Genomic DNA, 22,669 nt, shown 5'->3' with positions numbered 1-22,669 from the left:
GGCGTTATCTCAGCTTCAGGGTGGCCAGGCCGGTCAGCACCAGCATCAGGGTGATGATCCAGAAGCGAACGATCACTCTGGGCTCGGGCCAGCCTTTCAGCTCGTAATGATGATGAATGGGCGCCATGCGGAAAATACGCTGGCCCCGCAGCTTGTAGGATCCCACCTGCAGGATCACCGACAGGGTCTCGATCACGAAGATGCCGCCCATGATCACCAGCAGAAATTCCTGGCGCACCAGCACAGCAATCACCCCCAGGGTAGCGCCCAGCGCCAGGGAGCCCACATCGCCCATAAACACCTGGGCGGGAAAGGTGTTGAACCACAAAAAGCCGAGGCCGGCACCGACGATGGCGGTACATACCACGGTCAGCTCGCCGGCATTGGCTACGTAGGGAATGTGCAGGTACTCGGCGAAATTGACGTTGCCGGTGGCCCAGGCCACCAGGGCAAAGCCCGCCGCCACCATGACGGTGGGCATGATGGCCAGGCCGTCGAGGCCGTCGGTGAGGTTGACCGCATTGCTGGAGCCCACGATCACGAAGTAGCTGAGCACCACGAAGAACAGCCCGAGCTGGGGCATGACATCCTTGAAAAAGGGCACCACCAGCTGGGTCTGGGCCGGCTCCTGGGCAATCCAGTAGACAAAGCCCGCCGCCGCCAGCGCCGCCGCCGACTGCCAGAAATATTTCCAGCGCGCAATCAGGCCATCGGTGTTCTTGCGCACCACCTTGCGGTAGTCATCGACAAAGCCGATGGCACCAAAGGCGCCCAACACAAACAGCACCACCCACACATAGGGATTCGACAGCCGGGCCCACAGCAGCACCGACACGAAGATGGCGATAAGGATCATCAGGCCGCCCATGGTGGGGGTGCCGGCCTTGCTGAAGTGGGACTCGGGACCGTCGTTGCGCACCACCTGGCCAATCTGCAGTTTCTGCAGCCGGCGAATGAGCCGGGGGCCTATCCACAGCGATACCAGCAGGCCGGTCAGGATGGAGACGATGGCCCTGAAGGTGAGATAGGAAAATACGTTGAAAAACCCGAAGTGGGGGGTCAGCCATTCCGCCAGCCAGACTAGCATAGCTCGCCCTCCCAAATGGCCCGGACCATGTCTTCCATCCGGGCACTGCGTGCACCCTTGACCAAAACTACCACCTTGTTGTGTGCCGCCAGTTCTGCCTTCAGCGCTGGCCACAGTTGTTGCTTGTTGTCGAAATGACGGCCCTGAGCCGCCGTGGCCGTGTGCCGGCTGTCTTCACCCGCGGTCAGCACGGCGTCAATGCCAAGCTTGCGGGCATGCTCGCCCACCCTGACATGCATGTCGCGGCTGTAATCCCCGAGCTCGGCCATGTCACCAAACACGAAAATACGGTAACCCGGCAGGCTGGCCAGGGTATCGAGCCCCGCCAGTACCGACGCGACGCTGGCGTTATAGGTATCATCCAGTACCGTCAGACCGGGTCGCGTCCATACCTGCAACCGGCCCTTGGCCTGATCAAAGGCGGCAAGTCCGGTCGCAATGTCCTCCAGGCTGGCGCCCAGCTGTTCGGTACCGGCGGCGGCGGCCAGCGCATTGGCCACGTTGTGCCTGCCGGGCACCGGCAACTGCACGTCCACCTCGCCCTGAGGCGTCAGCAGCCGAAAACGGGCACAGCCGGCGGCATCCAGGGTCACCTGGCGGGCCTGGTATTCACGGCGCTCGCCGAAATACGTCAGCTCCACCTGTTGTTTCCACAGGCTGCAGAAGGGGCTGTCGCCATTGGCGATAGCCACCCCACCGGGCTCCAGGCCGCCGTAGATTTCTCCCTTGGCCTGGGCAATGCCTTCCAGCGAGCCGAACCCTTCCAGGTGCGAGGCTTCCACGTTGTTGATCAATGCCACATGGGGCTTTGCCAGCGAGCTGGTCCAGGCAATTTCGCCGATGTGATTGGCGCCGAGCTCGATCACCGCATAGTCGATGGCATCGGTCAGCTCGCACAGGGTCAGGGGCACGCCGATTTCATTGTTGAGGTTGCCCCTGGTGGCCAGCACCTCGCCTTTCTGGCGCAGTATGCTGGCGGCCATTTCCTTCACCGTGGTCTTGCCACAGCTGCCGGTGATGGCCAGCACGCGAGCATGGCTTTGTTCACGCACCAGGCCGCCCAGCACGCCCAGCGCCAGCCGCGTATCGGCCACGCGGATCTGGGGTAAATCCAGCTCCAGCCAGCGCTCAACCAGCAGGGCAGCAGCGCCCTGTTTCACCGCCTGTTCGGCAAAGTCGTGGGCATCAAAGCGATCGCCGGACAGCGCCACAAACAGGCAGCCCTCATGCATGGGCTGGCGGCTGTCGGTAGACACCGCCAGAATGTCGCGGTTGGTGCCGCGCAGCTCGCCGCCAGAAGCATCGGCCAGCCGGCTCAGGGAAACGGCGATCACTGAACCTCTCCCAGCAGCGCGGCCACGGTTTCCCGGTCGCTGTAATGTATGGTTTGGGTGCCCACTATCTGATAATCCTCATGGCCCTTGCCTGCTACCAATATGATGTCCCGCTCGTCCGCCGCCTCCAGGGCATGGGCGATGGCGTCGGCGCGGGCATGAATGACGATGGCCTCATCCGGCGAGCTCAGACCGGCCCGCATATCGGCGATAATGGCCTCGGGCGACTCGGTGCGCGGATTGTCATCGGTCAGGATCACCACATCGGCGGCGCTTTCGGCCGCCGCCGCCATCAGCGGCCGCTTGCCCTTGTCCCGATCACCGCCGCATCCGGTCAGGCACCACAGCCGACCCCGGCAATGCTGACGCAGCGCCTGCAGTACCTGCTCCAGGGCATCCGGCGTGTGGGCATAATCCACCACCACCAGCGGTTTGCCCGGGGCGGTAAAGGGCTCCATGCGCCCGGCCACACCGGTCAGTCTTGGCGCCGTTTCCAGCAGGCGCTCGAAAGACTCACCCAGCTCCAATAGTGCCCCCATGGCCGCCAGCAGGTTGGCCACGTTGAAACGGCCGATCAGGGGGGCGGATAATACACCATTCCCCCAGTCGGAGTTAATGGTCACTTTCACCCCGTCGCCATAAAAATGTACCGTTTCCGCCACCAGCTGACGCCCGGGGAAATCCGCCAGGCGGCCGTGCAGGCTGTAGGCCACGGCGTCGGAATAGCGGCCCAGCCAGCGCCGGCCCAGCACGTCATCGGCGTTGATCACCCGGCTGCGCCGGCACAGCTCAAAAAGGCCTCGTTTGGCTTCGCCGTATTCCGCCATGGTGCCGTGATAATCCAGGTGATCCCGGCTCAGGTTGGTAAACACCGCCACGTCAAAATCGAGCGCGGCCACCCGGTGCTGATGCAGGCCGTGGGACGACACTTCCATCGCCACGCGCGCAGCACCGGCGTCAAGCAGCCCGGCCAGAGTGTGCTGCACTTCCAGCGCCGAGCCGGTGGTATTGACCGCCGCCTGCAGCTGGCCGCACAGGCCGTTTCCAAGGGTGCCCATCACCCCGGTGGTAGTGCCCAGCAGCTGGCTCCAGTGGGCAATCAGCTGGGAGACGGTGCTCTTGCCATTGGTGCCGGTGACCCCGACCAGTTGCAGTTGCTGTGAAGGCTCGCCGTAAAAGGCGCCGGCCAGCCGGGACAGCTGCTCCGGCAGTCGGTGCACTCCCAGCAGGCGATGATCCTGCGGGTTCAGGCCGGCCTGCTCGGCGCTGTCGACCTGGTGAATCACCGCCGCCGCGCCCTGCTGCAGGGCGCTGTCGATAAACTGACGACCATCGATGTGATGACCTTTAACGGCAATAAACAGGCTGCCGGGACTGACCCGGCGGCTGTCGAGGGTGATCTTTTCAATGGCGATGGCCGGGGCCGAATGACCCAGGGACACCGCCAGCTCTCTAAGTGTGAGGGACAAGTGCTGCCTCCTGTCCTGCCAGCTGGAATTGTTCTTCGGTGGCGGCATCGGGGCGAATGTTGAGCAGCTGCAGGGCGCCACTCATCACCTCGGCAAACACCGGGGCCGCCACCTGACCACCGTAATACTGATCGCCCTGGGGTTCGTTGATCACCACCACCAGGGCCAGGCGCGGATCGCTGAGCGGCGCCACGCCGGCAAACAGACCCACGTAATCGCTGCCGTAACCTCCGGCAATGGCCTTGCGCGAGGTGCCGGTCTTGCCGCCCACCCGGTAACCGGCGATGGCGGCATTGCGGGCGGTGCCGCCCGGACCCACCACGCTTTCCAGCATGTGCATTACGGCCTCGGCATGCTGCCGGGGCACCGCCTGCTCGCCTGCCGGCGGCTGGCTGCGCTTGATAATGGTCAGCGGATGGCGCACGCCGCCGTTGGCCAGAATGGCATAGGCCTGGGCCAGTTGCAGCGGAGTAACCGTTACCCCATAGCCAAACGACAGCGTGGCCTGCTCAATATCGGACCAGCGCCGGCGCTGGGGCACCATGCCGGTGCTTTCGCCCACCAGGCCCATGCCCGAGTCAATGCCCAGGCCAAAGCGGTACAGGGTATCGAGCAATTGCTCCGGGGTTTCCTCCATGGCCATGCGCACCATGCCCATGTTGGATGAGCGCTGCAGCACAGTTTCCACACTGATGTTGCCCAGGTTGCGAGTATCGGCCACCCGCTTGCCGCCCAGCCGCATCCAGCCCGGGCTGGTGTCGATCATGCTGTTGGCCTTGACCACACCGTTTTCCAGGGCACTGACCACTATCATCGGCTTAAGGGTGGAGCCGGGCTCGTAGGTATCGGTCACCGCCCGGTTGCGGGCACGAAAACCCTGATACTGACTGCGGTTATTGGGGTTGAACGACGGCGCGTTGACCATGGCCAGCACCTCGCCGGTCTTGACGTCCAGCATCACCAGCGAGGCCGAGGTGGCCCGGTGAAATTCAAAGGCGCGCTTGAGCGAACGGTAGGCCAGGGCCTGAATGCGCTGATCTATGGTCAGTTCGATGTTGTTGGCCTGGCGCGCTTCCGACACCACCCCCAGATCCTCGATCACTCGGCCCATGCGATCCTTGCGCACCTTGCGCTCGCCGGGCTGGGCGGTGAGCCAGTCATTAAAGGCCCGCTCTATGCCCTCGATGCCGTTGCCGTCGATATTGGTCATGCCCACCAAGTGGGCGTTGATCTCGCCGGTGGGGTAAAAACGGCGCTCTTCCGGACGCAGGTGAACGCCCGGCAGGCGCAGCTTGCGAATGTATTCGGCCACCGCCGGGGTTACCTGGCGTTGCAGGTAAACAAAACGGCGTTTGGGGTTTTCCACCCTGGCCAACAGCCGGTCATGGGGCACTCCCAGCACCTCGGCCAGGGCCTGCCAGGCCTGCTCCCGATCCAGGCTGCGCTCGGCGTGGATCTGTTTGGGATCGGCCCACACCGCCTGCACCGGCACCGACACCGCCAGCTCTTCGCCGTTGCGATCCATGACCATGCCTCGGGAGGTGTTGCTGACCGCGGCGGATCGCAGGGAGCGCAGATCCCCCTCCAACCGCAGCCGATCCGGCGAGATCACCTGGATCCAGGCGGCCCGGGCAAAGAGGGCGAAAAAAGCCAGCAGAATAACGGCGCAGGTAAAGTGAAAGCGCCCCAGTGCCAGCAGTGGCTCTTTTTTTTGCCGGTTACGCCTGCTCATGGTTCCATCACCAGTTTTTCCTTGCCCGGATTCGGACGGTACATGCCCAGCTTGTCCCGGGCCAGGGCCTCGACACGGCTGTGCTCCATCAGGGTATTCTGCTCCAGCAGCAGGTTGCGCCACTCGATGTCGAGCTTGTCCTGCTCGGCCATCAGCTCGTTGTATTCACTGGTCAGCTGCCGAGTGCCATGGGTCACCACGATCACCGTCATGGCCGACACCACGGTGGCCACCGCCAACAGCAGCAGCCATTTGTATCGCCACAGATCCCGCCCGACTTCCCGGGCCAGGTTGATGCGGCTTTCCATTACTCAGCGGTCTCCAGCCGTTCGGCTACCCGCAATACCGAGCTGCGGGCCCTGGGGTTGGCATTCACTTCCTCGGCCGACGGCTTTTGCGCCTTGCCTACGCTCTTGAGCGAACGGCCACCGGCCAGCTGCGCCTCGGTCAGGGGCAGTCCAGGCGGCACCTCGGGTCCTTTTTCATGCTTGCGAATGAAGTGTTTGACCAGGCGATCTTCCAGGGAGTGGAAGCTGATTACCGACAGCCTGCCGCCCGGGGTCAGCACACGAAGGGCACCGTTCAGCGCCTGCTCGATTTCGTCCAGCTCGCTGTTGATGTAGATGCGAATGGCCTGAAAACTGCGGGTCGCGGCGTGTTTGTTCTTTTCCTTGCTCGGGTTGACCCGGGCGATCATTTCCGCCAGCTGACGGGTGCGGGTCCAGGGCGTGGTTTGGCGGTCGTGCACTATGGCCCGGGCAATCTTGCGGGCATGACGCTCCTCGCCAAAGGTCTTCAGCACCCAGGCGATGTCGTCCATGTCGGCATAGTTAAGCCAGTCGGCGGCACTCTGTCCGCTGGTGGGATCCATGCGCATGTCGAGGGGACCGTCCTTCTGAAAGCTGAAGCCGCGCTCGGCGTCATCCAGCTGGGGCGACGACACCCCGAGATCGAGCAGCACACCGTCAACCGTGCCGGTGAGGCCCTCGGTTTCCATCATCTCTGCCAGACGCGAAAAGGGGCCGTGCAGAATCTGAAAACGCGGGTCGGTAATTTGCGCGGCCTCGGCAATGGCCGCCGGATCCCGGTCAATGGCCAGCAAACGACCATTTGGCCCCAGCTTTGACAAAATATGGCGCGAGTGGCCGCCGCGGCCAAAGGTGCCGTCCACATAGATGCCGTCGGGGCGAATATTAAGACCGGTCACTGCTTCTTCAAGCAGAACGGTGATGTGTGCCTGTTGTTCACTCATTGTTATAGCGAAAAGTCCCGCAATCGTTCTGAGGATTCCCAGCCTTCCTCGGGAAGGGCCAGCAAATCGTCATTTATTTGTTGTTGCCAGCGGTGCTCACTCCAGATTTCAAAACGGTTGAGCTGCCCCACCAGCATGATTTTTTTTTCCAGTGCCGCGTGCTGCCTGAGCGGCCCCGGCACCAGCATGCGGCCATTGCCATCCAGCTCGCATTCGGCCGCATGTCCCAGCAGCAGGCGCTGCAGGCGCCGTTCCTGGGGCTGGGTGCTCGACAGGCTGCGCAGCTTTTTCTCTACCAGCTCCCATTCGGTGAGGGGATACAGCAGCAGGCAGGGGTGGCTGATATCGATGGTACATACCAGCAGGCCGTCGCATTCATCATGCAACGGCCCTCGATATCGGGTTGGTATTGCCAGCCGCCCTTTACTGTCCAGGCTGATGGCGTGCGCACCACGCAGCATTCAGAGTCCCTGTTGATTCCTTTGTTCCACAAAAATCCACTTTTTCCCACCACACCAAGTGTAAGGAGGCAATACCGGCATTTCAAGCAAGGAAATAGTCGCTCACGACAAAGGATTCCGATGAGTCGGAAATAAAAAAACAGGTGGCTGTTTTATATGGAGATTTTTTTAAATAAACAGGGATGAAAATAAGATGACCGACACAAAAAACAGCGCCAAAAAAAGAGAAACGCAGCCGAATGGCTGCGTTCATGAAATTAGGTTGAGCTGGCCTGTAAGCCGGGTTCTGTATCGGGCAAGCCCGATTGACAATCATTCCTCTAGGCCGGCGATCGCTCGCCGGCTCCAGCAACCTACCCGCCTCCAGCGCGGGCCGCGCCTGTAGGAGGCCTATTTGGTCTTGCTCCGGGTGGAGTTTACCGTGCCACGGACTGTTGCCAGCCGCGCGGTGCGCTCTTACCGCACCCTTTCACCCTTACCTGTGCCCGAAGGCCATCGGCGGTTTGCTCTCTGCTGCACTGGTCGTGGGCTCACGCCCCCCAGGCGTTACCTGGCACCCTGCCCTGTGGAGCCCGGACTTTCCTCCCCCTCGCCCGTCTGCCCGAAGACACAACGACGAGGCAGCGATTGTCCGGCCAGCTCGGCTGCGCAGTGTACCTCAGCCCGGCCAGCGGCGCCAGCGCTATTCTGCCGGCTCAGAGCCCGGCTTCCAGGCCGTATTTGTACAGGGCATTCTTTTTCAGGCCGTGAATCTCGGCGGTCAGCGCCGCCGCCTTTTTCAAGCCCAGATCGGCACTGAGCAGAGCCAGGGTCTTCAACGCCGGCACCGGCAGGGCATCGGCCTCGGCCTTGTGCCCGGCCACCATCAGCACGATCTCGCCCCGGCAGCGGTTGGCGTCTTCCTTCAGCCAGTCCAGCATTTCGCCCGCCGGCAGGCCCTGAATAGTTTCAAAGGTCTTGGTCAGCTCCCGAGCCACCACCACTCGGCGTTCCGGGCCCATCACCGCCACCAGCGCCGCCGCGGTATCGAGCAGCCGGCGGGGAGACTCGTAAAACACCATGGTTCTGGGTTCATCCTTGAGGCTTTCCAGCTTGTCGTGGCGCGCCTTGTCCTTGGCCGGTAAAAAGCCTTCGAACACAAAGCGATCCGTGGGTAGGCCGGCCGCCGACAGGGCGGTGACCGCGGCACAGGGTCCGGGCAGCGCCACCACCGCCACCCCCGCCTCACGGCAGCGATTGACCAGGTGATAGCCCGGGTCACTGATCAGCGGCGTGCCCGCATCCGACACCAGGGCGATGCTCTTGCCCTCCTGCAACCGGCCCACCAGCTGCTCGGCCTTGTGCTGTTCATTGTGATCGTGCAGCGCCCAGGTGGGCGTGCCTATCTGATAGTGGGACAGCAGCTTGCCGGTGTGCCGGGTGTCTTCGCAGGCGATCACATCCACCTGGCGCAGGGTGTCCAGGGCGCGCTGGCTGATATCACTCAGATTACCAATGGGGGTGGGCACGATATAAAGGGCGGCGGTCTGGCTCATGGCGACTCCTGTGCAAGCAATTGTTTCACCGTCCCGGCCCGATTACACTTAGGACCAGAATGACTCAGCATGGGAAATAAGGGATTGGCAACTCAAACACAATGGGCCAGTGTAACACGACTGCTGTGCACCCTGGTGCTTTCATCCGTTCTGGCCGCCTGCGGCTCCGGCCTGCTGCAAACCGGGGTAACCCCGGAGCCGGCACCGGATCTGTTCAGCCCGCTGGACCGCCCTGCCGAACAGTACTCGGCCCAGGCCGGTGTAGCCACCGGAGCCGACGCCTTCGCCTGGCGTGTGCTGGCGGTACGCGCCTGGTTGCAGCAGGGCCAGCGTGATCAGGCTAATGCCCTGATGGCCGAGCTGGACCAGGTCGCCACCTTGTCGCAACGGCCCGTGGTGTCCATGCTGCAGGCCGCCGACGCCCTGGTGGGCCAGGATCCCGGACGTACCCTGCAACTGCTGCAGGGGCTCGACCGGACTCGGCTGACCACCAGCGGGCAAAACTACTATTGGCTGCTCAAGGCCAATGCCCACGAGGATCTGCAGCAGACGGTGGCGGCGGCCTCGGCACTGATCGCCCGTCATGCCGGCCTGGCCGCCACCGAGCAGGATGGCAACCGGGAACGTATTCACCGATTGCTGGCCACCCTGTCGCCGCCCGAGCTGCGCCGCGCCCAAGGGGACGATCAGTCCGCCGACGCCAATGGCTGGTTCCGGCTGATGAGCATTCTGAACGCCGCCGATCTGCCCGCGGCCCAGCGCGACTGGCAGCTGGCCTCATGGAGCAGCAGCTATCCCGAGCACCCCGCCCGTCATTACCTGCCCGGCACCCTGACCACGGCCCCGGCGGCGGACTACCGCCCAAGCCACATCGCCGTGCTGCTGCCCCTGTCCGGGCGGCTGGCGGAGCAGGGCGAGGCGGTGCGCAACGGCGTGCTGGCAGCCCATCAGGGCCAGTCTTCCCGGCTCAGCTTCTTTGACAGCGCCGGCAATGACATGGCCGCCCTGCACCGGCAGGTGCTGGCATCAGGCGCCGACTTCATCATCGGTCCGCTGCTGAAAGACAATGTGGACGCATTGCTGCGTCAGGATCCGGCCATGCCGGTACTGGCACTGAACCAGCCCGCCTACCAGCCCGGCCTGGCCCACCTTTACTATTTCTCCCTGTCTCCCGACGCCGAGGCCGCCGATGCCGCCCGGCAGATGTGGGACAACGGCCACCGGCAGCCCCTGGTGTTCGCCCCGGCCAACGAACTGGGTCGCCGAGTGGCGGCGGAGTTCGATCGCCAGTGGCAGGCCCTGAGCGGTCGCGCCGCCATTCTCGGTTACTTCAGCAATCAGGCCGGCATAGAGGGTGACGTTCGCCGGGCCCTGAGCCGCCGCCCGGCGACGGCCGGCCAGGTGTTGCCGGTCAACGGTGAGCCCGGCCTGGTGCCCGAAGCCAGGCCGATAGACGCGGTGTTCATGGTGACCAACGCCGCCGAAACCCGGTTTATTCTGCCCTACTTCGACTTTGTGCGGGACAGTCGGGCCGCCCGCCTGCCCACCTATGTGATATCCCGCAGCTACCTGCCCCCGGGCGAGGCCCCCATGGGCGAACTGGCCGGGCTGCGGCTGGCTGACATGCCCTGGCTGTTTGACGGCGCCCCCCAGCTGAAGGAGGAAGTCCTGAGCCTGTGGCCCAACGCCAGCACCGCCTGGCTGCGGCTGTTCGCCCTCGGCTATGACGCCCTTACCCTAGTGCCGCAACTGCCGGCCCTGCGCCAGGGAAGCCCGGCGGTGCCGGCACTGACCGGTGCCCTGACGATCTCTCCCGAGGGCGTGGTGCAGCGCCGGCTGCAATGGATGGAATACAGCAATGGCGACTGGATTCCCCCCGGGCAACAATAAGCGTGCCCATGGCGCCTTCCATGAGCGCCGGGCCGAAGACTACCTGCGCACTCAGGGGCTGCAGCCGGTGGCCCGTAACTACCAGTGCAAACTGGGCGAAATCGATCTCATCATGCGCCAGGGGGACACCCTGGTGTTTGTGGAGGTCCGCTACCGCCAAAGCCGGCAATTTGGCGGCGCCGCGGTGTCGGTGACCGGCGCCAAGCAACAACGGCTGCGCCGCGCCGCGCTCAGCTATCTGCACATGAAGGGGCTGAACGAAGCACACCAGCCCTGTCGTTTCGATCTGGTCGCCTGCGACGGCGACCAGATCAACTGGATACCCAACGCCTTTTGAGGAGCCTCATGCAGGAAGAAATCAAAGCCAGCTTTACCGAAAGCATTCAGACCAAGATCGCCGCCGCCGAGGCCTTGCCCGACGACATTCTGGCCGCCGCCCAGATGATGGTGATGTGCCTGCTCAACGGCAACAAGCTGCTGGTATGCGGTAACGGCGGCTCCAATGCCCTGGCCCAGTTGTTCGTCAGCGAACTGATCAACCGTTACGAAACCGAGCGCCCGGCGCTGCCGGCCATGTGCCTGACCCTGGACACCAGCAGCATCAGCGCCATTGCCGTGGATCACCATTTTGACGACGCCTACGCCCGTCAGATACGGGCCCTGGGCCAGGCCGGCGATGTGCTGGTGGTGATCTCCACCAGCGGCCACAGCCGAAATCTGATCAAGGCCGCCGAAGCGGCGCTGAGCCGGGACATGACCATAGTGACCCTGAGTGGCGGCGACGGCGGCGAGCTGGCCGGCCTGCTCGGCCCCAACGACGTGGAAATTCGCGTGCCGGCACTGCGTGCGCCACGTATTCACGAGGTGAACCTGCTCACCCTGCATTGCCTGTGCGATCTGATTGACCGCACCCTGTTTCCCAGCCAGGAGGACAGACCATGAACAAGACAGCGGCCGTGCTGCTGACCTCTCTCGCCCTGCTGCAGGGCTGTGCCGGCCTGGTGGCCGCCGGCGGCGCCACCGGCGCCAACGTGATCACCGACAGGCGCACCCTGGGCACCCAGCTCAGCGATCAGACCATTGAAATGCGCGCCCTGCACCGGCTGGGCGAGGAAAAGCCGATGTGGAACGAAAGCCGCTTTGCCGTGATCACCACCAATGGCAAGACGCTGTTGATCGGCCAGGCTCCCACCGAGGCCTACCGGGCCCGGGCCGAGGAGATAGTCCGGGGCGTGCCCGGGGTGACCGAGGTGTTCAACGAGGTACGCATCGGCCAGCCCCTCTCCCTGACCCAACAGAGCAAGGACACCTGGCTGACCTCCAAGGTCAAAAGCACCCTGCTGGCGGAGAAAAACATCGACGGCTCCAAGCTCAAGGTGGTGAGCGAAAACGGTGAGGTGTTCCTGATCGGCCTGGTCACCCAGAAGGAAGGGGACATCGCCGTGCAGATGACCCGCAGCATTGCCGGCGTGCGCCAGGTGATGACCATGTTTGAATTCGTGCAAGCCGCTCCCTGAGCCAGGGCACGGTAATAAAAAACGCAGCCATTTGGCTGCGTTTTTTATTACTTGATGACCTTGAGGTTGGGCCTGCCCTTGCGCGGCGGCTGAGTGCCGTCCATCTCCGGCGGCGTGGCCGCCTCCGGCTCGGGCACCTCGTCGCTGGCGGCTTCCAGCCAGGCCTCGTAGGCGGGCTCCGGCGGAAAGAAGGTACCGGCACCGTTTTCACGGGCCTGAATGGCCACCACTGCCGCCATGGGAATGTAAACCTGCAACGGCTGGCCGCCAAAGCGGGCATTGAAGCTGACCGCTTCGTTGTCCATGTGCAGGCCCACCACGGCGCTGGGCGAAATATTCAATACGATCTGGCCGTCATTCACATATTGCCGCGGCACCTCGGTATGAGGCACTTCGGCATTCACCAGCAGATGCGGTGTCAGCTCGTTGTCCAGCAGCCAGTCGTAAAAGGCCCGCAGCACATAAGGACGGCTGGGGGTCATCTGCTCCATATTCACACCTTGCCACCGATATCGCGTTCGGCTTCGGTCAGTGAGGCCTGAAAGGAGTCGCGCTCAAACAGCCGCATCATGTAGGTCTTGAGATCCTTGGCACCACGGCCGGACAGCTCAATGCCCAGGGACGGCAGCCGCCACAGCAGGGGTGCCATATAGCAGTCGACCAGGCTGAACTCTTCGCTCATGAAGAAAGGATACTCGGCAAACACCGGGGCAATGGACAGCAGCGCCTCACGCAGCTCCTTACGGGCGTCGTCGGCCTTGTCGCCGCGCTGAATGCGCTCCACCAGTGAATACCAGTCCCGATCGATGCGGTGCATCATCAGTCGGCTGTTGCCCCGGGCCACCGGATAGACCGGCATCAGCGGCGGATGGGGAAAACGCTCGTCCAGGTATTCCATGATGATGCGCGACTCGTAAAGCGCCAGCTCCCGATCGACCAGGGTCGGCACGGTGCCGTAGGGGTTCAGCTCCAGCATATCCTCGGGGAGGTTGTCAGGCTCAACCTGACTGATCTCCACACTGACGCCCTTTTCTGCCAGCACAATGCGCACCTGGTGGCTGTAGATGTCATCGGCGCCCGAAAACAGCGTCATGATGGAACGTTTGTTGGCCGCAACTGCCATTGAATCCTCCGCAAATCATAAATGGGAACGGCAACGGTAGCCTGTCAGCTCCATTGCCGCTCCCTGTTCAGCTTAGACGATGTCTAATGTCTCAATCAGTGCACGTCACGCCAGTATTCCTTCTTCAGCATATAGGCGATGACGAAGAAGATGGCCAGGAAGCCCAGCACCCAGTAGCCGAGGCGCTGACGCTCCAGCTTAACCGGCTCACCGGAGTACACCAGGAAGTTGACGATGTCGAGCACGGCCTGATCATACTCGGCGGTGGTCAGCTCGCCGTTGCCCTCGGTCTCGATGCCCACCGGGGTCACTACCTGCTGACCGTCCACGGTACGGGTTTCGGTCTTCAGGGTAGCGGTGCCCTGCAGCGGCTCCAGTACGTGGGGCATGCCCACGGAAGGGAACACCAGGTTGTTCACGCCAAACGGACGGCTGTCGTCCTTGTAAAAGGACCGCAGGTAGGTGTACAGCCAGTCGGCGCCACGTACCCGGGCCACCAGGGTCAGATCCGGCGGCGCGGCGCCAAACCAGTTGGCGGCGTCGGCTTCAGGAATGGCATTTTCCATCAGATCACCGATGGCCACACCGGTGAAGTTCAGGTTGGCCTGCATCACGTCTTCCGGAATGCCCAGATCCTCGGCCACACGGTTATACCGCTGATACTGAGTGCTGTGACAACCGGAACAGTAGTTCATGAACAACTTGGCGCCGTTTTGCAGCGAGGCCTTGTCGGCCAGGTCGTAGTCCGCCTCGTCGAGGTGAACGTTGCTGCCAGCGGCAAAGGTCAGGGCCGGCAACAGCGCAAACAATGCAACAACTATCCTTTTCATTTGAACGTTACCCTCTCTGGCAGCGGCTTGGTTTTTTCGTTTTTGCTGTAGAAAAACAACAGCACGAAGAAGGCGAAATAGCCGAAGGAAGTCACCTGGGCCAGCAGCGTCAGTACCGGCGTGGACGGCAGCGCGCCCAGAATACCCAGAATGATAAAGCAGATCACAAACTGAATGATGTTCAGCAGGTGCAGCTTGCTGCGGTAGCGGAAGGAACGCACCTTGCAGCGATCCAGCCAGGGCAACACGAACAGCACGGCAATGGACAGGCCCATCAGAATAACGCCCATCAGCTTGTCGGGTACCGCCCGCAGAATGGCGTAGAACGGAGTGAAGTACCATACCGGCGCAATGTGCTCGGGCGTCTTCAGGCCGTTGGCCGCTTCAAAGTTCGGCGCTTCCAGGAAGTAGCCGCCGCCTTCGGGCATAAAGAAGATCACAAAGGCAAAGAAGAACAGGAATCCGGCCACACCCACGATGTCTTTCACGGTGTAGTAGGGGTGGAAGGGAATGGCGTCTTTCGGCCAGCCGTTCTCGTCCTTGTTTTTCTTGATGTCGATACCGTCGGGGTTGTTGGAACCCACTTCGTGCAGGGCGACGATGTGCAGGAACACCAGGATCACCAGCACCAACGGCAGGGCGATCACGTGCAGCGCGAAGAAGCGGGTCAGGGTGGCGCCGGAGATAACGTAGTCACCCCGAATCCACAAGGTCAGATCATCGCCGATCACCGGAATGGCCCCGAACAGCGAGATAATCACCTGGGCACCCCAGAACGACATCTGGCCCCAGGGCAGCAGGTAGCCCATAAAGGCTTCCGCCATCAGCACCAGGAAGATCAGCATGCCGAACAGCCACAGCAGTTCACGGGGCTTCTGGTAGGAGCCGTAGATCAGGCCACGGAACATGTGCAGATAAACCACCACGAAGAAGGCGGAGGCACCGGTACTGTGCATGTAGCGCAGCAGCCAGCCGTATTCCACGTCCCGCATGATGTATTCGATGGAGGCAAAGGCGCCTTCACCGGACGGGTTGTAGTTCATGGTCAGCCAGATACCGGTCAGGATCTGGTTCACCAGTACCAGCATGGCCAGGGAGCCAAAGAAGTACCAGAAGTTAAAGTTCTTGGGCGCGGGATACTGACCTACATGCTTGTTGTAGGTCGCCGTCATCGGAATGCGCTCGTCGATCCAGCTTACGAGTTTACCCAGCATGGTGTTAGGCTCCTTCCTTGTCTTCACCCACCAGTATGGTGGCGTCGTTGACATAGTAATAAGGGGGAATGACCAGGTTCAGCGGAGCGGGAACCCCCTGGAACACGCGGCCGGCCATATCGAACTTGGAGCCGTGACAGGGGCAGAAAAAGCCGGAGCTCACACCCTGTACCTGCTCACCGAAGCTATCGGGCAGATAGGTGGGCGAGCAACCCAGGTGGGTACACAGGCCCACGGCCACAAACACCTCGGGCTTGATGGAGCGGTAGCTGTTCTGGGCATAACCGGGCTGTTGCGGTTGCTCAGAGGCAGGATCCCGCAACTGGTTGTCATGCTTGGGCAGGCCATCCAGAATTTCCTGACTGCGGCGCACAACCCATACCGGTTTGCCACGCCATTCCACCCGAATCAACTGACCGGGTTCCATTTTACTGATGTCGACTTCTACCGGAGCACCGGCGGCCTTGGCCTTGGCGCTCGGGTTCCACGATGCGATAAAGGGCACAGCGGCGAAAGCGGCTCCGGCCCCGCCCACAACAGCGGTTGACCAGGTCAGAAACCTGCGGCGACCGGTATCAACTGGCGCATTGCTCATCCAAAAACTCTCCCATTTGGTCTCCGCGCATTTATTTTTCGTTCCATGCATTGATACTGCGGTGTGACAATCGCGGCGGATATCATGGTTTCAATTGCCACAAAAAAACCCGGAAATTCTAATGAAAAGCGGTGTCTTTTACAAGGACACCCGAAGTGCCGCAGCTCGCATATATGGCGGCAGAATTTGTTCCAAATCAACAAATAACCAACAAGTCATTAATCCGTGAACGGCGGCTTTTCATAATAAAAAAGCCCGGGAAACCCGGGCTTTTAAATACAAGACTGCTGTCCCAATTAACGCTTGGAGAACTGGGGACGCTTACGCGCCTTGTGCAGACCAACTTTCTTACGCTCAACGCGACGGGCGTCACGAGTCACGAAGCCGGCCTTGCGCAGGGAACCGCGCAGGGTCTCGTCATACTGCATCAGTGCACGGGTGATACCGTGACGGATGGCGCCGGCCTGACCGGAGATGCCACCACCGGATACGGTGATGTACAGGTCCAGCTTTTCGCTCAGCTCGGTCAGTTCCAGCGGCTGACGTACCACCATGCGGGCGGTTTCACGACCGAAGTACTGATCCAGTGAACGCTGGTTGATAACGATGTTACCGCTGCCCGCCTTTACGAATACGCGCGCAGTGGAGCTTTTGCGACGGCCGGTACCGTAGTATTGAGTTTCTGCCATTTGCCTAATCCCGCCTTAGATGTCAAGTACTTGAGGTTGTTGCGCAGCATGGTTGTGCTGGCTGCCCGCATAGACTTTCATCTTGCGGTACATGGCACGACCCAGGGGGCCGCGGGGCAGCATGCCGCGTACGGCAGACTCGATTACCATCTCGGGCTTGCGGTCGATCAGCTTTTCGAAGCTGATGGACTTGATGCCACCCGGGAAGCCGGAGTGAGAGTAGTAAATCTTGTCAGACGCTTTCTTACCGGTAACCTGTACCTTCTCGGCATTGATAACGATGATGTAGTCACCGCAGTCAACGTGAGGAGTGAATTCCGGCTTGTGCTTACCGCGCAGGCGGCGGGCGATCTCGGTGGCCAGACGACCCAGAGTTTTGCCCTCTGCATCAACAACATACCAGTCACGCTTGACGGTTTCTGGCTTAGCAACAAAAGTTTTCATGGATGAACCCAAATTACTGAAAATGAATCCTACACTTGCGCACATGCGCAAAACACGACCAGACCCCCTACCCCTTCGAGTAGCTGTCTGCTTACTGTGATGCCACCTTATCGGCGGCTGTGTAACGTGGGCCGGGCGATTATAGGTAAAGTTGCCTTAAAAATCACCTGCTAATTTCAATGCCCGTTGAAACCGGCCGGCTCGCCCGCCCTTTCCTCACGACCATGCCTCGGATCGGAGGGCGCATATTGTGACTAAGGAAGGTGCTCTCTGGCAAGATATTCATGGGACTGCATTTCGGTCAGCCGCGAGAGGCAGCGCCGAAACTCGAAATTGAGCCGTCCTTCCCCATACAGGTCGGTCATGGGCACCGCCGCCGAGATGATCAGTTTAACGTGGCGCTCGTAGAACTCGTCCACCATGGCGATAAAACGGCGGGCGGCATCGTCGGTATTGCCGTCCATGGGCTGCACTTCCGCCAGCAATACCGTGTGGTAGCAGCGGGCCAGCTCAATGTAGTCAAGCTGGGAGCGGGCCGTTTGGCACAATGCATCAAAACCGATATACAGCACGCCGTCACCCTCGGCGATGGTACTCAATCGACGGTGGTTGACCTCGATGTCGGCACCCCAGCGACCGGGCTCGTTGCACAGGCGGGCAAAATACTGTTCCAGGTTGGCACTGGCCTGGGCATCGAGGGGATGATGGTAAATCTCCGCCTGCTGCAGGGTGCGCAACCGGTAATCGGTGCCCGAGTCCACATTCACGATGTCACAGTTGGCCTTGATCAGGGCAATGGCGGGCAGAAAACGGGCGCGCTGCAGGCCGTTGCGGTACAGCTGGTCGGGAGGAATATTGGAGGTGGCCACCAGGATCACGCCATGACCGAACAGGTATTCAAACAGGGTGCCGAGGATCATGGCGTCGGTAATATCGGACACGAAAAACTCGTCAAAACAGATTACGCGGGCATCCCGTGCCAGTCGCTCGGCCACTATTTTGAGCGGGTCGGCCTGGCCCTTCAGGCTTTGCAGCTCGTCGTGCACCCGCACCATAAAACGATGAAAATGCACCCTGAGCTTGCGTTCAAAGGGCAGGCAGTCGTAAAACGTATCCACCAGGTAGGTTTTGCCCCGGCCCACGCCGCCCCAGAAATAAAGGCCGCGAATGGTTGCCGCCGGCGCCTCGGCGCGGCCGGTGAGCCGTTGCCACAGGCTGGGACGGGGCGTGACCGCCGGCGGGGCCGTAAGTTCATCGTAAAGACGCTGCAAATGGGACACCGCCTCGGCCTGGGCCGGGTCGTGCACAAAGTCGGGGCGGGTCAGATCCGCCTGGTATTTGCTGCTGGGGGTCATGACAGTTTCTGAGTGAACGCGAAGGCCACCAGTGTATGGCCGGGGCCGGATCCGGGCAAGGTGTGGGCGGCAGCGGCTTGATCTTCCACACAAAAAGCACAATTAATGAAAACAGCGCCGTTTGACACGCCAGTACGGAACTCCGCTCACGGCGATCAGTCTGAACAAGCAATTTGCGGCATTTGTCGTTTTACACTGAGGAGCATATGCATGAAAGGTCGACTCCCCCTGCTTTCCGCCCTGGCCCTGAGCCTTGGCCTGGCCACCCTGCCCGCCGCCCAGGCCGCCCTGCCCTTTGGCGCCGGCAGCGAGATCAACAGCCTGGCCCCCGTGGTGGAAAAGGTCAGCCCGGGCGTGGTCAATATCTCGGTATCCGGCAGCAAGGTCAGCCGCCAGGTGCTGCCCGAGCCGTTCCGCTTTTTCTTTGGTCCCAACATGCCCGGCGAGCAGGTGCGTGAACGGCCCTTTCAGGCCCTAGGCTCCGGAGTCATCATCGACGCCGACAAGGGCCATGTGATCACCAACAACCACGTCATCGAGGACGCCGACAAGATCCTGATCACCCTGATCGACGGCCAGGAATACGAGGCCGAATTGATCGGCTCCGACAAGGAATCCGACATCGCCCTGCTCAAGGTGGACGCCGACAACCTGGTGGAAATCGGTTTTGCCGACTCCGACAAGCTGCGCGTGGGGGATTTCGCCATTGCCATCGGCAACCCCTTTGGCCTGGGCCAGACCGTGACCACAGGCGTAATCAGTGCACTGGGGCGCACCGGCCTGAACGTAGAGAACCTGGAAAACTTCATTCAGACCGACGCCGCCATCAACTCCGGCAACTCCGGTGGCGCCCTGCTCGATCTGGAAGGCAACCTGGTGGGCATCAACACCGCCATTCTCGGCCCAGGCGGCGGCAACATCGGCATTGGCTTTGCCATTCCCGCCAACATGGTGAAAAACCTGGCGGATCAGATCCTGGAATACGGCGAAGTACGCCGGGGCGTGCTGGGCGTCATGGGCGGCGAGCTCACCTCCGAACTGGCGCGCACCTTTGGCTATCGCAGCCAGCATGGCGCCTTTGTCAGCCAGGTGCTGGAAGACTCCGCCGCCGCCGAGGCCGGACTCAAGGCCGGGGACATCATCATCAGCCTGGACGGCAAGCCCATTCGCTCCTTTGGCGAATTACGTGCCAAGGTCGCCACCATGGGCGCCGACCGTACCGTGGAGCTGGGACTGTTTCGGGATGGCCGGGAAAAAACCGTCAAGGTCACCCTGGACCACGCCAGCGAGCAGCAGGTGGCGGCCAACACCCTGCATCAGGCCCTGGAGGGCGCGTCTCTGGCCAACAACGATGGCGGCGTGCGCGGTGTCCGGGTGACCGAGGTGGCGCCCCGCTCCCCCGCCGCCCTGTCCGGGCTGGAGGAAGGTGACGTCATTATCGGCGTCAACCGCAAGCGGGTGAAGGAGCTGGGTGAACTGCGCCAGATTATTGAAGCCAAGCCGGAAGTGCTGGCGCTCAACATTCAGCGCGGCAACTCCTCCATCTACCTGGTGCTGAGATAACCCCCTGACACCAAAGGGAGTCTGCCGCCGGCAGACTCCCATCCCCGGCCGCTTATGTTATGCTTGGCGCACCTTGCAGCCATCACTTGACGACATGCGGCCAGCCACCCTGCTCAAATACCTGTTTCAGGCCACCCTCTACGGGGTACTGATGGCCGCCCTGCTGCTGTTGCTGTTCCCTCAGCTGCGCACCCAGTCGCTGGAACACTGGTGGCGCACGCCCCAGGTGGGTGTGGCCAGCTTTGCCTATGCCGCCAGCCGCGCCGGTCCCGCCGTGGTCAATATTTACACTCGCAGCTTTCAGCAGGGCAGCGCCAGCCCGGAGCTGAGTGCCACCGGCTTGGGCTCCGGGGTCATTATGTCGGCGGCGGGCCACGTGCTCACCAATTACCATGTTATCGCCGAGGCCGATCAGGTCATAGTGGCATTGCAGGACGGCCGCATTCTGGCCGGAGAGGTCATCGGCTTTGATGTGCCCACGGATCTGGCGGTGCTGAAAATTGCCGCCGAGCGACTGCCGGTGATTCCCCAAAGTGAACAACTCAATACACAGGTGGGCGATATCGTCCTGGCCATCGGCAATCCCTATAATGTCGGCCAGACCATCACTCAGGGCATTATCAGCGCCACCGGCCGCACCGGCCTGTCGAGCATGGGCCCGGACAGCAACGGCCGCCAGGATCTGCTGCAGACCGACGCCGCCGTTAACGCCGGCAACTCCGGTGGAGCCCTGGTCAACGTCTATGGCGAAATGGTGGGCATCAACACCGCGTCGTTTCAGAGCGTGGCCCACCAGGAAAGCTACGGCATCAGCTTTGCCATTCCCTACGGACTGGCCCGACGCATTATGGAGGCCCTGATCGCCAACGGCCGGGTCATTCGCGGCTATCTGGGCATCGGCGGCGCCGACATTCCCCCGGTCATGGCCCGGCTGCTCAACCTCAACGATAGAACCGGCATTTATGTCGACAACGTCAGCCCGAGCGCCCCGGCCGCCAAGGCCGGCATAGAAAGCGGCGATGTGCTGCTGGCCATCGACGGCAAACCCATCGGCAATACGCGCCACGCCATGGACATGGTGGCGGAAACCCGGCCCGGCACCGAGATTCGCGTGACCCTGCTGCGGGATGGAAAAACCCTTACCCTGCCGGTGCTGATCGAAGAGGATCGCCGCTTTCAGCGCCTGCGCTGAAGGCGGCAAGAAACCTAGCCTTGCGAATAAAAAAAGGGAAGACACATCCATGTCTTCCCTTTTCATTTTGCCCGCCGTCTCACTGGAACAGCCGATAGCTTTCAGCTTATGGCCTAAAGCCTCAGTTGCCCTTAATCCGCTCGATATTGCCGCCCAGGGCGGAAAGCTTGGCTTCGATGACCTCGTAGCCGCGGTCGATGTGGTAGATGCGATCCACTATGGTGGTGCCTTCCGCCACGAAACCGGCCAGCACCAAGCTGGCAGAAGCGCGCAGATCCGTGGCCATCACGGTGGCGCCGGTGAGCTGCTCGGTGTCGCCGCAAATGGCCATGTTGCCATTGAGCTCGATATGGGCGCCCATGCGGTTGAGCTCGGGCACGTGCATAAAGCGGTTTTCAAAGATGGTCTCGGTCACCTGGCCCACGCCCTTGGCCACCGCATTGAGCACGGTGAACTGGGCCTGCATGTCGGTGGGAAAGGCCGGATAGGGGGCGGTCTTGATGTCCACCGGCTTCAGGGTACGACCGGTCATGTCGAGGCGAATCCAGTCTGCACCGGTTTCCACCAGGGCGCCCGCTTCCCGCAGCTTGACCAGTACCGCTTCCAACAGATGCGGATCGGTGTTGCGGCAGGTGATGTCACCGCCGGTGACCGCCGCTCCCACCAGGAAGGTACCGGTTTCGATGCGATCCGGCTGCACGCTGTAACTGCCACCGTGCAGGGCGTCGACGCCGTCGATGATCAGGGTGTCCTGACCAATGCCCTGAATGTTGGCACCCAGGCCGTTGAGGAAGTTGGCCAGATCCACCACTTCCGGCTCCCGGGCGGCGTTTTCGATAATGGTGCGGCCTTCCGCCAGCACCGCCGCCATCAGCAGGTTTTCGGTACCGGTCACACTGACCATGTCCATCAAAATGTGGGCGCCCTTCAGGCGGCCGTCGACCCGGGCCTTGATGTAGCCGTCTTCAACGCGAATCTTCGCGCCCATTTGCTCCAGGCCGTGAATATGCAGGTTGACCGGGCGGGCGCCGATGGCGCAGCCGCCGGGCAGGGACACGTCGGCCTTGCCGAAACGGGCCACCAGCGGCCCCAGGGCCAGAATGGAGGCACGCATGGTGCGTACCAGCTCATAGGGGGCAATGTGGCTGTTAACGGCGCCGGCGAGCACGGTGACGTCACCATTGACCTTGACGTCCACGCCCATGGTCGCCAGCAGTTGCAGGGTGGTATCCACGTCCTTCAACCGGGGCACATTGGAAAGGTGTATCGCCTCGTCACACAACAGGGTGCCGAACAATATGGGCAGGGCGGCGTTTTTGGCACCGGAGATGGTCACCTCACCGGCAAGCCGGCAAGGGCCCTGAATTTTGAACTTGTCCATTCGTGC

General features: G+C 61.9%; 23 protein-coding genes and 1 other RNA gene. 6 read left to right on the top strand and 18 right to left on the bottom strand.

Annotated features, from left to right (window positions below; all coding sequences use genetic code 11):
- Positions 1-4: 4 nt before the first annotated feature.
- From mraY to rsmI, 9 genes are all read right to left on the bottom strand, one after another.
- Positions 5-1,087, bottom strand: coding sequence for a phospho-N-acetylmuramoyl-pentapeptide-transferase (gene mraY, locus OJHNALOF_RS11210; protein ID WP_094201412.1), 1,083 nt, complete (start codon positions 1,085-1,087; stop codon positions 5-7).
- Positions 1,081-2,421, bottom strand: a complete 1,341-nt coding sequence (murF, locus tag OJHNALOF_RS11205; RefSeq protein ID WP_165662076.1) for a UDP-N-acetylmuramoyl-tripeptide--D-alanyl-D-alanine ligase — start codon at positions 2,419-2,421, stop codon at positions 1,081-1,083. Before murF ends, mraY begins: the two co-directional genes overlap by 7 nt.
- On the bottom strand, positions 2,418-3,890 hold the full coding sequence (gene murE / locus OJHNALOF_RS11200; protein ID WP_240919717.1) for a UDP-N-acetylmuramoyl-L-alanyl-D-glutamate--2,6-diaminopimelate ligase: 1,473 nt from the start codon (positions 3,888-3,890) through the stop codon (positions 2,418-2,420). The genes murF and murE overlap by 4 nt, the downstream gene beginning before the upstream one ends.
- The gene (locus OJHNALOF_RS11195) at positions 3,874-5,622 is read right to left on the bottom strand and encodes a penicillin-binding transpeptidase domain-containing protein (protein ID WP_094201415.1); all 1,749 of its coding nucleotides are present in this window, start codon (positions 5,620-5,622) and stop codon (positions 3,874-3,876) included. The genes murE and OJHNALOF_RS11195 overlap by 17 nt, the downstream gene beginning before the upstream one ends.
- Positions 5,619-5,930: a cell division protein FtsL gene (gene ftsL / locus OJHNALOF_RS11190; protein WP_094201416.1), complete on the bottom strand. Its 312-nt coding sequence runs from the start codon at positions 5,928-5,930 to the stop codon at positions 5,619-5,621. Before ftsL ends, OJHNALOF_RS11195 begins: the two co-directional genes overlap by 4 nt.
- Positions 5,930-6,874, bottom strand: a complete 945-nt coding sequence (rsmH, locus tag OJHNALOF_RS11185; RefSeq protein ID WP_165662074.1) for a 16S rRNA (cytosine(1402)-N(4))-methyltransferase RsmH — start codon at positions 6,872-6,874, stop codon at positions 5,930-5,932. The genes ftsL and rsmH overlap by 1 nt, the downstream gene beginning before the upstream one ends.
- A 2-nt stretch (positions 6,875-6,876) precedes the next feature.
- Entirely contained in the window at positions 6,877-7,335 is a 459-nt protein-coding gene (gene mraZ, locus OJHNALOF_RS11180) for a division/cell wall cluster transcriptional repressor MraZ (RefSeq protein ID WP_094201418.1), read from the bottom strand.
- A 259-nt stretch (positions 7,336-7,594) separates the two neighbouring features.
- An RNA gene (rnpB, locus tag OJHNALOF_RS11175) (RNase P RNA component class A) lies at positions 7,595-7,978 on the bottom strand.
- 52 nt (positions 7,979-8,030) lie between these two features.
- Complete coding sequence (gene rsmI, locus OJHNALOF_RS11170; RefSeq protein ID WP_094201419.1) at positions 8,031-8,870, bottom strand: 16S rRNA (cytidine(1402)-2'-O)-methyltransferase; 840 nt, start codon at positions 8,868-8,870, stop codon at positions 8,031-8,033.
- An 84-nt stretch (positions 8,871-8,954) separates the two neighbouring features.
- Here rsmI and OJHNALOF_RS11165 point away from each other — a divergent pair, with 84 nt between their 5' ends.
- Genes OJHNALOF_RS11165 through dolP form a run of 4 tightly spaced genes read left to right on the top strand, consistent with a single transcriptional unit; the run spans position 8,955 to position 12,277 of the window.
- Positions 8,955-10,760: a penicillin-binding protein activator gene (locus tag OJHNALOF_RS11165; protein WP_240919716.1), complete on the top strand. Its 1,806-nt coding sequence runs from the start codon at positions 8,955-8,957 to the stop codon at positions 10,758-10,760.
- On the top strand, positions 10,729-11,097 hold the full coding sequence (locus tag OJHNALOF_RS11160) for a YraN family protein (protein ID WP_094201421.1): 369 nt from the start codon (positions 10,729-10,731) through the stop codon (positions 11,095-11,097). The genes OJHNALOF_RS11165 and OJHNALOF_RS11160 overlap by 32 nt, the downstream gene beginning before the upstream one ends.
- An 8-nt stretch (positions 11,098-11,105) precedes the next feature.
- Entirely contained in the window at positions 11,106-11,702 is a 597-nt protein-coding gene (locus tag OJHNALOF_RS11155) for an SIS domain-containing protein (protein WP_165662073.1), read from the top strand.
- Positions 11,699-12,277 (top strand): division/outer membrane stress-associated lipid-binding lipoprotein, encoded by a 579-nt coding sequence (dolP, locus tag OJHNALOF_RS11150; RefSeq protein WP_165662072.1) that lies wholly within the window; start codon positions 11,699-11,701, stop codon positions 12,275-12,277. The genes OJHNALOF_RS11155 and dolP overlap by 4 nt, the downstream gene beginning before the upstream one ends.
- Positions 12,278-12,324: 47 nt before the next feature.
- Here dolP and OJHNALOF_RS11145 read toward each other — a convergent pair whose 3' ends face one another.
- The 8 genes from OJHNALOF_RS11145 to zapE all read right to left on the bottom strand — a co-directional run bounded on the left by OJHNALOF_RS11145 (position 12,325) and on the right by zapE (position 18,527).
- Complete coding sequence (locus OJHNALOF_RS11145; RefSeq protein WP_206063684.1) at positions 12,325-12,759, bottom strand: ClpXP protease specificity-enhancing factor; 435 nt, start codon at positions 12,757-12,759, stop codon at positions 12,325-12,327.
- Positions 12,760-12,770: 11 nt separating this feature from the next.
- Complete coding sequence (gene sspA / locus OJHNALOF_RS11140; RefSeq protein WP_094201424.1) at positions 12,771-13,400, bottom strand: stringent starvation protein SspA; 630 nt, start codon at positions 13,398-13,400, stop codon at positions 12,771-12,773.
- A gap of 95 nt (positions 13,401-13,495) precedes the next feature.
- Entirely contained in the window at positions 13,496-14,230 is a 735-nt protein-coding gene (locus OJHNALOF_RS11135; protein ID WP_094201425.1) for a cytochrome c1, read from the bottom strand.
- Positions 14,227-15,444, bottom strand: a complete 1,218-nt coding sequence (locus OJHNALOF_RS11130) for a cytochrome bc complex cytochrome b subunit (RefSeq protein WP_094201426.1) — start codon at positions 15,442-15,444, stop codon at positions 14,227-14,229. The genes OJHNALOF_RS11135 and OJHNALOF_RS11130 overlap by 4 nt, the downstream gene beginning before the upstream one ends.
- A gap of 4 nt (positions 15,445-15,448) precedes the next feature.
- Entirely contained in the window at positions 15,449-16,039 is a 591-nt protein-coding gene (gene petA, locus OJHNALOF_RS11125; RefSeq protein ID WP_094201427.1) for a ubiquinol-cytochrome c reductase iron-sulfur subunit, read from the bottom strand.
- A gap of 296 nt (positions 16,040-16,335) precedes the next feature.
- Positions 16,336-16,728: a 30S ribosomal protein S9 gene (gene rpsI / locus OJHNALOF_RS11120; protein WP_094201428.1), complete on the bottom strand. Its 393-nt coding sequence runs from the start codon at positions 16,726-16,728 to the stop codon at positions 16,336-16,338.
- Between the two features lie 15 nt (positions 16,729-16,743).
- Positions 16,744-17,172 carry a 50S ribosomal protein L13 gene (gene rplM / locus OJHNALOF_RS11115; protein ID WP_094201429.1) on the bottom strand — a complete coding sequence of 143 codons (429 nt, stop codon included), beginning with the start codon at positions 17,170-17,172 and terminating at the stop codon, positions 16,744-16,746.
- Between the two features lie 254 nt (positions 17,173-17,426).
- On the bottom strand, positions 17,427-18,527 hold the full coding sequence (gene zapE / locus OJHNALOF_RS11110; RefSeq protein ID WP_165662071.1) for a cell division protein ZapE: 1,101 nt from the start codon (positions 18,525-18,527) through the stop codon (positions 17,427-17,429).
- Between the two features lie 210 nt (positions 18,528-18,737).
- On the opposite strand from zapE, the gene OJHNALOF_RS11105 reads away from it, so the two are divergent.
- On the top strand, positions 18,738-20,090 hold the full coding sequence (locus OJHNALOF_RS11105) for a Do family serine endopeptidase (protein WP_094201431.1): 1,353 nt from the start codon (positions 18,738-18,740) through the stop codon (positions 20,088-20,090).
- Positions 20,091-20,184: 94 nt separating this feature from the next.
- On the top strand, positions 20,185-21,282 hold the full coding sequence (gene degS / locus OJHNALOF_RS11100) for an outer membrane-stress sensor serine endopeptidase DegS (RefSeq protein WP_094201432.1): 1,098 nt from the start codon (positions 20,185-20,187) through the stop codon (positions 21,280-21,282).
- Between the two features lie 121 nt (positions 21,283-21,403).
- On the opposite strand, the gene murA is transcribed toward degS, so the two are convergent.
- Entirely contained in the window at positions 21,404-22,663 is a 1,260-nt protein-coding gene (gene murA, locus OJHNALOF_RS11095) for a UDP-N-acetylglucosamine 1-carboxyvinyltransferase (RefSeq protein WP_094201433.1), read from the bottom strand.
- Positions 22,664-22,669: the final 6 nt, after the last annotated feature.

It is taken from the genome of Oceanimonas sp. MB9 (assembly GCF_011319775.1).
In the GTDB taxonomy this organism is placed as follows: domain Bacteria; phylum Pseudomonadota; class Gammaproteobacteria; order Enterobacterales; family Aeromonadaceae; genus Oceanimonas; species Oceanimonas doudoroffii.
This window is presented reverse-complemented; position numbering and strand designations above follow the sequence as displayed.